The 9,325-nt window shown below is 46.3% G+C and carries 13 protein-coding genes; 4 read left to right on the forward strand and 9 right to left on the reverse strand.

The annotated features are described in order from the left end of the window. The first annotated feature begins 174 nt into the window (after positions 1 to 174). Positions 175 to 429 carry an ogr/Delta-like zinc finger family protein gene (locus MO867_RS24110; protein WP_373565908.1) on the forward strand — a complete coding sequence of 85 codons (255 nt, stop codon included), beginning with the start codon at positions 175 to 177 and terminating at the stop codon, positions 427 to 429. A gap of 464 nt (positions 430 to 893) precedes the next feature. Then, positions 894 to 1,271, forward strand: coding sequence for a helix-turn-helix domain-containing protein (locus MO867_RS18900; RefSeq protein ID WP_252472041.1), 378 nt, complete (start codon positions 894 to 896; stop codon positions 1,269 to 1,271). Between the two features lie 31 nt (positions 1,272 to 1,302). Here MO867_RS18900 and MO867_RS18905 read toward each other — a convergent pair whose 3' ends face one another. The 9 genes from MO867_RS18905 to MO867_RS18945 all read right to left on the reverse strand — a co-directional run bounded on the left by MO867_RS18905 (position 1,303) and on the right by MO867_RS18945 (position 7,969). After that, positions 1,303 to 1,842 (reverse strand): hypothetical protein, encoded by a 540-nt coding sequence (locus MO867_RS18905; RefSeq protein ID WP_252472043.1) that lies wholly within the window; start codon positions 1,840 to 1,842, stop codon positions 1,303 to 1,305. A gap of 18 nt (positions 1,843 to 1,860) precedes the next feature. After that, positions 1,861 to 2,844 carry a hypothetical protein gene (locus tag MO867_RS18910; protein ID WP_252472045.1) on the reverse strand — a complete coding sequence of 328 codons (984 nt, stop codon included), beginning with the start codon at positions 2,842 to 2,844 and terminating at the stop codon, positions 1,861 to 1,863. Beyond that, positions 2,841 to 3,134, reverse strand: a complete 294-nt coding sequence (locus MO867_RS18915; protein WP_252472047.1) for a hypothetical protein — start codon at positions 3,132 to 3,134, stop codon at positions 2,841 to 2,843. Before MO867_RS18915 ends, MO867_RS18910 begins: the two co-directional genes overlap by 4 nt. A 12-nt stretch (positions 3,135 to 3,146) precedes the next feature. Then, a complete protein-coding gene (locus MO867_RS18920; protein ID WP_252472049.1) occupies positions 3,147 to 3,443 on the reverse strand; it encodes a hypothetical protein in 297 nt (98 codons plus the stop codon). 20 nt (positions 3,444 to 3,463) lie between these two features. Further along, the gene (locus MO867_RS18925; RefSeq protein WP_252472051.1) at positions 3,464 to 3,727 is read right to left on the reverse strand and encodes a hypothetical protein; all 264 of its coding nucleotides are present in this window, start codon (positions 3,725 to 3,727) and stop codon (positions 3,464 to 3,466) included. Beyond that, positions 3,720 to 4,139: a hypothetical protein gene (locus MO867_RS18930; RefSeq protein ID WP_252472053.1), complete on the reverse strand. Its 420-nt coding sequence runs from the start codon at positions 4,137 to 4,139 to the stop codon at positions 3,720 to 3,722. Before MO867_RS18930 ends, MO867_RS18925 begins: the two co-directional genes overlap by 8 nt. 3 nt (positions 4,140 to 4,142) lie before the next feature. Continuing rightward, positions 4,143 to 4,430: a hypothetical protein gene (locus tag MO867_RS18935; RefSeq protein WP_252472055.1), complete on the reverse strand. Its 288-nt coding sequence runs from the start codon at positions 4,428 to 4,430 to the stop codon at positions 4,143 to 4,145. Positions 4,431 to 4,863: 433 nt separating this feature from the next. Further along, complete coding sequence (locus MO867_RS18940; protein ID WP_252472057.1) at positions 4,864 to 7,539, reverse strand: toprim domain-containing protein; 2,676 nt, start codon at positions 7,537 to 7,539, stop codon at positions 4,864 to 4,866. A gap of 22 nt (positions 7,540 to 7,561) precedes the next feature. After that, complete coding sequence (locus MO867_RS18945) at positions 7,562 to 7,969, reverse strand: hypothetical protein (RefSeq protein WP_252472059.1); 408 nt, start codon at positions 7,967 to 7,969, stop codon at positions 7,562 to 7,564. Positions 7,970 to 8,226: 257 nt separating this feature from the next. On the opposite strand from MO867_RS18945, the gene MO867_RS18950 reads away from it, so the two are divergent. Both MO867_RS18950 and MO867_RS18955 read left to right on the forward strand, forming a co-directional pair. After that, the gene (locus MO867_RS18950; RefSeq protein WP_252472061.1) at positions 8,227 to 8,544 is read left to right on the forward strand and encodes a helix-turn-helix domain-containing protein; all 318 of its coding nucleotides are present in this window, start codon (positions 8,227 to 8,229) and stop codon (positions 8,542 to 8,544) included. Positions 8,545 to 8,565: 21 nt separating this feature from the next. Further along, on the forward strand, positions 8,566 to 9,300 hold the full coding sequence (locus tag MO867_RS18955) for a phage integrase (protein WP_252472063.1): 735 nt from the start codon (positions 8,566 to 8,568) through the stop codon (positions 9,298 to 9,300). The last annotated feature ends 25 nt before the right edge of the window (positions 9,301 to 9,325 follow it).

Raw genomic sequence — 9,325 nt, forward strand, 5'->3', positions numbered from 1 at the left:
TTGAGAATGAGGTTGTGCCTATGCAGGACGTTTTTTTGCAGTTGAATGAGTGGCTTCCTAGAAGTAGGCAAGTTGGATTTACCAAGCCAGAGCTTGCATGAAATGAACAATTACTACCCCTCAAGGAATAATAAAGTGATAAGATTTCCCCTCACGGATGGGAGGGATTCGATAATGCGAGTTAAATGTGAGACGTGCGGACATAAGGCATTAATCAATAGCCGAAATGAGATTGATCCCAAGGTGGTTGACCTCTACTGCACCTGCACCAATCCTGATTGTCGGCATTATTTCGTAGCAAAATTAACCTATAGCCATACTATTTCCGCATCCCAGTTGCAGGCAAGGGAGGCAGCTTTAGATTATTTGCGTAGTTTGGCCCCCTCAGAACGTCAACACTTGATTAAACAAGTACAGATCGTCATTTAATAAAAGGCGCATATAGCGCCTTTCTTATTTAATACCCTTGTAACCTTCCTTATTGAATCGTGTGCACTCTATCTCGAACATGATCCAACAATAGATGGAGGCCGCTTTTCGAATCTTGTCCAAGGTCAGCTGCATCAGAACCTGTAACGTGCTGTACAAGCGCTAGCAGCTTATCAACTTCAGAAAGCTTTTCCCGAAGCTGTTCCTTTGAATTAATAGCGTCGCTTCCAATCTCATTCCTACACATAGTTGCGTAAATCCTTCACTTAAACCTCAAGAGTAATTATTTCTAAAAAAACTAGAAATGCAGGAACTTTTTATCAGCTCTACAAGGGCTTTGCAAACATTACATATTTAAATTTGGATAATCCAAATTGGCGAGATTTTCAATTTGGATTATCCAAATTATGCCTATAATTTGTACTATCTGAGGCCGGTTATCAGATCACATAGGTGTATAGGAATTGAGCAACCCCAGCCCATTCAACTACCCAGCGCAAAGGGCAATCATCGCAGGAAAATTACGAGAAATAAGAATCAGTAAAGGAATTGAGACCCGCAACCTTTCAGCGAAACTGAATATTCGATCTGATACCTTGTCTCAGATTGAGCTTGGCAAACAAAGATTACCGTCTGAATTGTTGCCGGCATGGTGTGAAGTATTGGAAGTATCCATAGATTCGGTATTTCAGATAGAAAAACCGAAGCAGCGCGAGGAACGGAAGAGGCGGAAGGAGTGTGAAAGTTATGTGGAGACCTTTTCCAAGCTCAGTCCAGAATATCGGGACTTGGTTTTGAAGCACTTAAAAATGGTGGCTGATATTGATAGAAGTAAGGGCTAAAACATGTCAGCCCTTGTCATTGGCAATTTTATTAATGGTTTAAAGTGTTGGGGGCCGCAGCAAGAATACTTTTAATATGATCCCAGTGAACATAGGGGCCGCCATTCATAGCCTTAAACTTGTTACCTTCAAATCCATACCGCCATTCCGTAAGCTCACGTTCACAGTGGTCAATCAGTTTTGACGTTTCTGGGGAGACTCCATCTTGTACTGCCCTTTTTAGCAGCCACTCCAAAAGATGAATCCTTATTTCCATCATTTCATTCTGATGTTTCAATCCCATAGTTTCTAGTTCTTGATCAAATTTTTCCTTGTGGATTTCCTTTAACAATCGATTGAATTCTTTAACTCCCTCTATATCTTTTGAATTCTTATCTGTAGGAATATTTTTATGGTCTATGTGGAAACTAAAGGTGCCGTCATCCTCAATCTCAAAGTTATCCTTGGTTAAAGGTAAAGGTACACCCCAAAACATGATAGAGATTTGATTTTGCTGTTCTGATTCGCTCAGCTCTCGTAAGATGGTACCCAATCTTTTTGTCAGCATTTCCAAAGTAATAGCGTTATCCATAATCTTTCTACTCTCCTCTTAATCTGTAATCAGTGCAAAGCCACGCCCTTCACGTTTTAATACACCTTGCTTTTCCAGATACTTAAAGATCGGCTGCACCACATTATTTCCGCCTTTCACCTCACGGTTGATATTGCGCAGTACCGGATTTGGACCAAACTCCCCGGCGGCAATACGTTCCGCCAATGATTTTTGTATCTCGTTTAAGCCACTGTCACAGGCCGTTGCTGACTCTGTTGGTATTTCACAATCATTTGGGTCTGATTGTTGATCTTCTGTTGATGTCTCTGACTTATCGGCATCATCACTAACCACCGTTAAAGCGCTGTTGAAAGCCAGCAGAGCGACAAGCCCGACAAGATCGGTGATTACAGCCAGCGCCAGGAAGGCGCTGTACTGTAGTTTTTGTGGGTCCGTATGGGTTAGTACTGCCAAGCCTGAGAATGCCGCTTGGGCGCTGTCAGAACCGCTTCCCTGGATAGCTTTCAGCTGGGCCATAGCCTCACTTCTTCTTTGCTCCAGATTTTCCAACTGTTCCGCCGTTTTAATCGCTCTTTTGCGGTAGTTATTGGCGGCATCGGTAGCAATGATTCCGTTTAGATTGTTAATCTGCTGTTCAAGGCTGGAAAGCTGCTGTTGTATCGTTTGATACTCCAGGCTATTTCTTGTGTTTAACTGTTTCTGTTCAGCCGTATGGCTTTCTAAAAAACCAACGGTGGCAGCAATACTGATTAACACTAAGAATGGCCATAGCATTAGAAGTACATTACCGATGGCGCGTCCCTTACTTCTTAGCCACAGCCCCAGGGGGGCAAATGAGAATTTACACAGCTCCAGGGCGGTGGCGGTTAGCCCCGCCACTATGCCACCCGCAGTCAGCCCCCACACTAGCGGCTGTCCTTCCGCAGAAGGGATGGAAATCCACAGCCCCACCGTGAACACAACGGAAGTGCCGCAAAAGATCAGCGCGGCAAGCCCGGTTGTATATTTCCAGAAAATCACGGGGTGTCCTCCCTATCACCGCTTTCCTCTAGCCTTTTAGCTCTTCTTTTTTGCATCTCCTGTTCACGCTTAATCTTAAGCAGGTCCATATCCTCTTGAGATAAAATTTCTCTAGTATTAATCGATATTTTTACCGATACAGATTCCTGACTTTCTGAATAATGGATGCCAGATTCAAACCGGTGGATGGATTCAAGTTTCTTAGCTCTCTGAAGGACACGTAACAAAGCTTCAGCGTCTTTCGAATCTTTTAATAAATAATCTTGATTTTCGATGGTTGCGATTAACATTTTGTAAGTTCCTCAGAGGTCTGTGATTGGACTTTCCAGTTCGTGCCGGCAGGTCGTTTTGCATACTGTCCCGTCTCCAGGGCAGGCACCACAATTTGGGGCCGGCTTTGTAACTTCCTTATTAATTTGTTGAAAGTTGCGTCCCGATTGCACAAAGAGATAAACATCTTCCAGCCGGTATTGATCGCCATTTCCTTTTACCCGGTAGGCGTCAGTGGTGTTCGCAATACTTACAGGAAAAGGCAGAGCTTTAGGGTTTTGGTTAAAGTATTTGGAGTCTTCACGAATGGCAGCAAATAATTCAGTCATTTTTTATTCCCCTTTTTTCTTTAGTGCAAAACCAGTGTTTTACTAGCCAACTGGTAGGATGCAGAACTCTCTTCGACATACTTACCCATTGATAGGAGTTCGACGCCAAATGAAATCAGCTTCACTTCAATTTCACTGAGTTCATCGACATAGGGGTCTATGCGGTGGGTCGCTCCAATTTCTTCCGAATGCTTGATTAAACGGATCAGCAAATCCCGACGCTGCTTTAGTGCATAGATAATTTGAGCGGTGTCTTCTGACATAGCGATGTTAATTTCAAACATGGGTAACTCCCTTTATTTCTCCATTGCGTTGATCGTGTGTACTGAATATATCCAGGGCGGTTTGTAATTCCTGACTGGCTTCGCCCTGTTTGACCGTGGTGGTATTGGGGCAATTGATACGCTCTCGGCAAAGCATCAAAGCCAGTTTTATCTGCGCCACTTGCGCGGCATCGAGTACGGTTGTGTGTCGCATTGCGTTTTCCTGTTTTTTGCTTTTTGTAAATTCCCGAGGCGGTTGTCCCCGGTAGGTATATTTCGCTTCCAATGCCAGGCAGTGAAACAGCGCGGGACTGTGTAGTACCTCTTCCCAGGTAACGGCGGTATTTACTGAGCTGTTACGCTGGTAGGCGTTGAACACATGGGCTTCAGTGATTTCCCCCTGGATTAGCCGCAGGCTGCGCTGGCGTTCCATGACTTACCCCTCCTCCTGTACTTGTTGGCGCATCTGCTGCACCTCACCCCGCAGGGTGTTGAGGCGAGCGCGCATATCAGCCTTAAATCGTGAATTCTGTTTATTCAGCCAGGCCAGGATTTCTGGCCGGGTCTTTGTGCGAAACAGGTACCAGGCCAGGCAGTTACGGCGGTGGTCCTCGCTGCTGGAATCGGCGGCCTCGGCGATCAGAGGGGGAACCCAGCCCGCTTCCGTTGCAGCGGTAATGCTGGCGCTGATGCCCGGCACTGCGTCTTGGTATCCGTTGACCATCAGGCGCCCCCTTTGCTGAAAAATGCTCGGAGGGGGTAAAAAAACCCGGAACAATGGAACATGGCGCCCAATTCACCTTTAAAGCTAGGTTTTATGCGGCCTGTAGAGGAGCTGCCTTGTTCCATTTTTTTTGGAACAAGATGGAACACACCGCCTCCCGATTTGCTGGAGGTCCCGCCATTACTGGGCTTGCGGGCTTTTGGGCTGTTACCAATATTGGCGACGGATTAGTAACTTGTTACCAAAGCCATGTTCCGTGTTGTTCCATCAATGTTCCAAAAATGTTCCATGCTGCATATCCATTTAACTTATTGATATATATAGAGTTTTTTATCTATTTATCTCTTGTTTCGCTTTGTTCTATGTTTTCTCACCGTGTCCCCCTTATTTTTCACCCTGCCTAACAGGCTCAAAAAAAATACAAACTGGAGAATCAGCGACCACTTCCGCCGGTTCTTTTGAATACCCAGCACCAGGGGCTGGCCTTCTTCTCCCGCTTCGACCTGATCCGCTTGTAACCTGCAAATGGATAGCGCTGGCTGGTGGGGAACAGCTGCTTAAGTTCCGCCACAGGTATCAGCTCCTGGCCGCGCTTGCGGCAGAGTTCCATGTACTCGTTGAGGTTGATGGCGATTAAGGCGGGATCGATGCTGTGATTCAGGCGATCAGTGTTTACGTGCCGTTTCCCTTGGTCGTCTTCGACATAAACCACTTGATCGTTAAGAAAGTGATAGGTGTCCCAGAACTGCTCAATGATCGGATGATCCTTGTTTAAACGGCGCTGGCGGTCCCGTGCGCGCTCCACCAGGTGTTCTTGCACCTGGTTAATTAAAGAAGCATCAAAATCCGGCAGGACGACTTGTAGGGCTTCTACCGCTGCCATCAACTGGGCATGGAAATCGATAACCCGGCCTTGGGAAATACTCTTATCAGCGGTTAAGGTTTCACGGTGGCTTTCAAAGGCGTTAAAGAAGTGAGATAGCCACTCTGTCTCATGGGTAAGCACCTGGTGAAGATATCCCGCCAGGTTTTCTACCGGCTCGCGTTTGAGGCGATCTGCCAGGGGGCGGTTTTCCGTGCGCTTGTGGGCGGTGGTGCAGTGAAGATGGACAATACGTGAGAGCATTGCCGCTGATGCATGAACCGTAGCATTTTGGCTGATAACCATAGAGCCACGGAAAATACGGTCATGGGTTTTATTGTCGTTGGTCTTGACCCCCCTTGAATCAATAACGCCATCTAAATCCGTGATCTTTTTGAAAATATCCCATTCAAAGGACTTTGCAGGGCGCCCCCCTGTGCCGCCGCTGGTTTCTCGGTCACTCTCAATGACCACAACCGGAAGGTTACTAACCTTGCCCAAGTTACGCCCGTAACTGGACGTTGAGGTACTCAGCAGGTCCACACCTTCGTAGTTGTCCCGGCCCAGCAATTTCCAGATAAAACGGATTAGGGTGGATTTACCAGCATCGGGATCACCGGTAATTTCCAGAATATGAAACGCCTGGTGTCTTTCCTTGATCTGGCGGGCAAACAAGCTGGCGGTGAAGTAAGCCAAAGCGGCGATACCGTTTAGGTGAAATACCTTTACAAAATCCGGCCACCAGCTTCCGTCAAATTTATCGCTTTGATGAACCGGCATTCCCTCCAGGGTGGTTTTAATGGCGGTATCACCCTGCTGTAAAAAGCCGTGCTCATTGGCTGTAATTAATTTGCCATTCTGATAGCCGAAACCAGGGAAGATATAAGTGCGGGTATTTTCATCAAATCCCATGTGCGGCAAGGTAGTTACCCGGTTAACTTCACCGTCTAGCCAACGAGACTTGAGAATTTTTAAATCACCTGCCCCGCCCTCAAAGCTGCCGCCGTCTGTGTGCGAAAGCAGAGCAAGACCAAAGGCGCGTGGGTCGGATAACGCATTGGGGGTAAATGCGCCTAGATAGCTGCGTTTGGTGCCCGATTTCTTGATAGCAAAAAAGTAGCGACGCTCATTAGTTAGCCGGTCGATTTCCGTGTACTGGAACTTAGGAACGCAGTTAGAAATTTGCTCTACTTTTGCTGCCTGGTTAAAAGCATCCCAGGAGAAGCCCCACTTGTAGGGTTCTCCCTCACTGGCTTTGTTAAAGTCTTCCAGGGAGAATTTTACAGAATGTAATCTATCGTTATGCTCAATGATGGTTTTGCCAAATGGCTTCCACCCATACTGTGCATAAGCTTTTCGCTTTGGCGTTTCAGCCACAAAAACGCGACCACGCCAAACACAGTTATCAATGGTTTCATCATTAAGCCGACCTTCTCTATAAAGATCGTCCCAATCTTTGCTGCTACCCGTCTGTGCAACTTCTACGGTTTCATTTTGCTTTTTGAGTTCTTTGTAGTATTTGGCTACATGGCTGCGCGCACCTGGTTCATCATCATAGGCCAAGTGCCAAATAATGCCCTGACCTTTATTTTCCTTAATAAATTCTCTCGGCAAGTTGGAACAGGAGAAAGCACAAACGGCTTTGTAGCCCTTAAGGTGCATGGCGATACAGTGGAAAATACCTTCAACAATGAAGACTTTTTCCATGGGTTTGATTTTTTGCCCAGGTGGTGCCCAGTGCTTTCCGGCATAGCTAGTACCGGTTTTAAAGCGGGCTTTTTTACCCGCCTTTTTTACATGTTGTTTATCAACAATACGTTCCCAGTAATCTTTCTCACCTCCAAATAGAAGGAAGCGTACTGTCTCCGCCCAGGAGCCATCCGGCAATTTGTAAAACCCCTGCTCAAACCAATCTTCAATATCAGCAGCGGGAAACCCGCGCTGAATAGATAAGTAGGCTCTCGCCGTAGCTTTGGGGTCTTCGTCGCTTGATGGAAAGCGCTTGGAGAAGTTTTCGAAAAGGTCCGGGTAGCGATCCCGCACCCGTTCCTCGTATCGACACTCTTTCTCGCGGTCACAACGCAAAGTGATCGGTTTATTGACCTTGATCCAAAGTGTTTTCTTTTCGCAGCTTGGGCAAATGCCGCGCAGCACCTCTTTATCACCAACCCCTGATTGCTTCAGCTTTAGACTGTGGTCGTTTTTCAGCGCTTGCAGCACTTCGCTATTTATTTGGCTGTAGTCCATGGTCATCCCAATCAAATAAATATTAGTAACTGCGGCTGCTGTCTTGCTGCGCCATGCACTGACGAACTAATTCAGCGACATCAACCAGGGCCAGCCGCCCCACATCCCTACGGGGTAAATTTCCTTTATCAAGTTGCGATTCCACTTGCTGTTCACGAAGACCTGAAGCTTTAGCAAATGCGTCTTTGGTCATGATTGGGCAGGGCACTAGGTGAATCTCACTCCAGGTGAGTAAGGCAACATTAACCATTGCTAGGCGCCCAATATTGAAAACAGGAAGATGGCCTCGAAGCATCTGTCCCCTTATCTGTCCTTCACGCAAACCGGATGATTCAGAGAATTTTTCACGAGTCATTACAGGACTAGCCAGTAGGACTGGGGATGCAGTGGATACGTATGAAGGGTCGGTCTGAATATGGTTGTGGGTCATTGACTGTGTACTCCATGACAGTATTTCTTTATATGTGTCAGGGCATAGTATTTGGACGCTAGCAAACTTTTCAATACTTAGGTGGGTCTTTAATGTCCACTATTTACCCTCGTAATGACCTGTATTAGCCCGTTCAGGTTATTCGGGGGTATATTTGGGGACTTCGTGTTGTTTTTTTATGCTTTATGGCGTAGAAGGCGTGTCGGTACAGGCGCGAACGTGTAAATAGAGAGGGCATCAAAGGAGTTATGGAAAGAATGAAACTTAAAGCGGGTCAACGCCTGCAAGGAATGCGGGAGCTTATGGGACTTACGCGAGACGAGTTTTCCGATTTACTAGACATACCATGGGTACGGCTGCGAAATGTCGAACAACAAAAAGCCCGAATGGCAGAAGATGAATTTGCCAAGATCGGTCAGAAGTTCCCTGAGTTCATGCCATGGATAACATATGAGGGAGCCATAGTTGTAGAGGACTTAAGAAATAGCCCAGAAGCTTTATGTCAACTTGCTGCGGCCAAAATTACCGCAGGGCAAATTCCTTCCGGTTATTTCATCCACGATAAGATCAAGTGATAAATTTTAGCGGCTTTGTAGATGGCGATTAAGCAAGTACGAAAAGGATGGCAAGCAGATGTACAACCAGAAGGCCGCGGCGGTAAAAGAGTTCGCCGAACCTTTAAAACGAAAAGGGAAGCTGAAAAATTTGAAGTCGAACAAAAAGCTGTCGCCAATCAAGGTAACTGGCAAGCTCCTACACGAGATAATCGCAGGCTGCTTGAACTCGTTGATGACTGGTATGAACTGTACGGACACACACTGAAAGATGGTGCACGCCGTAAAGTTAACTTAGAACGGACATGTGAAAGGCTAGGAAACCCTCGGGGCATGAATGTTACTGGGGAAGCTTGGTTGCGCTATCGCAACGACAGATTGCAACAAGATTCCAATATTGGAAAGCCTGTTAACCCTAACACCGTAAACCATGAACACGCCTATTTATCAGCGATGTTCGGTACTCTGATAAAGCTACGAAACTGGAAGCAGGACAATCCACTAAGGGGTATTCCCAAGATAAAGCTAGACGAACCTGAGCTGATTTATCTGGAGCTTGAAGAGATAGATAGGTTACTTTCTGAGCTTGCACAGTCTAGAAACCCAGATGTTCTCGTGATTGCAAAAATTTGTTTATCCACAGGCGCACGCTGGGGGGAAGCTCAAGGACTGATAGCCCACAGGTTGAGAAATGATCAAGTCCATTATGTAAAGACTAAAAATTCAAAGGCCAGGGCAGTTCCGATAGGAGGGTGTTCAAAACTCTGTGTCAGCTAAACGGTTTATAGGCTGATGTATTTCT

It is taken from the genome of Microbulbifer okhotskensis (assembly GCF_023895975.1).
Taxonomy (GTDB): Bacteria; Pseudomonadota; Gammaproteobacteria; order Pseudomonadales; family Cellvibrionaceae; genus Microbulbifer; species Microbulbifer okhotskensis.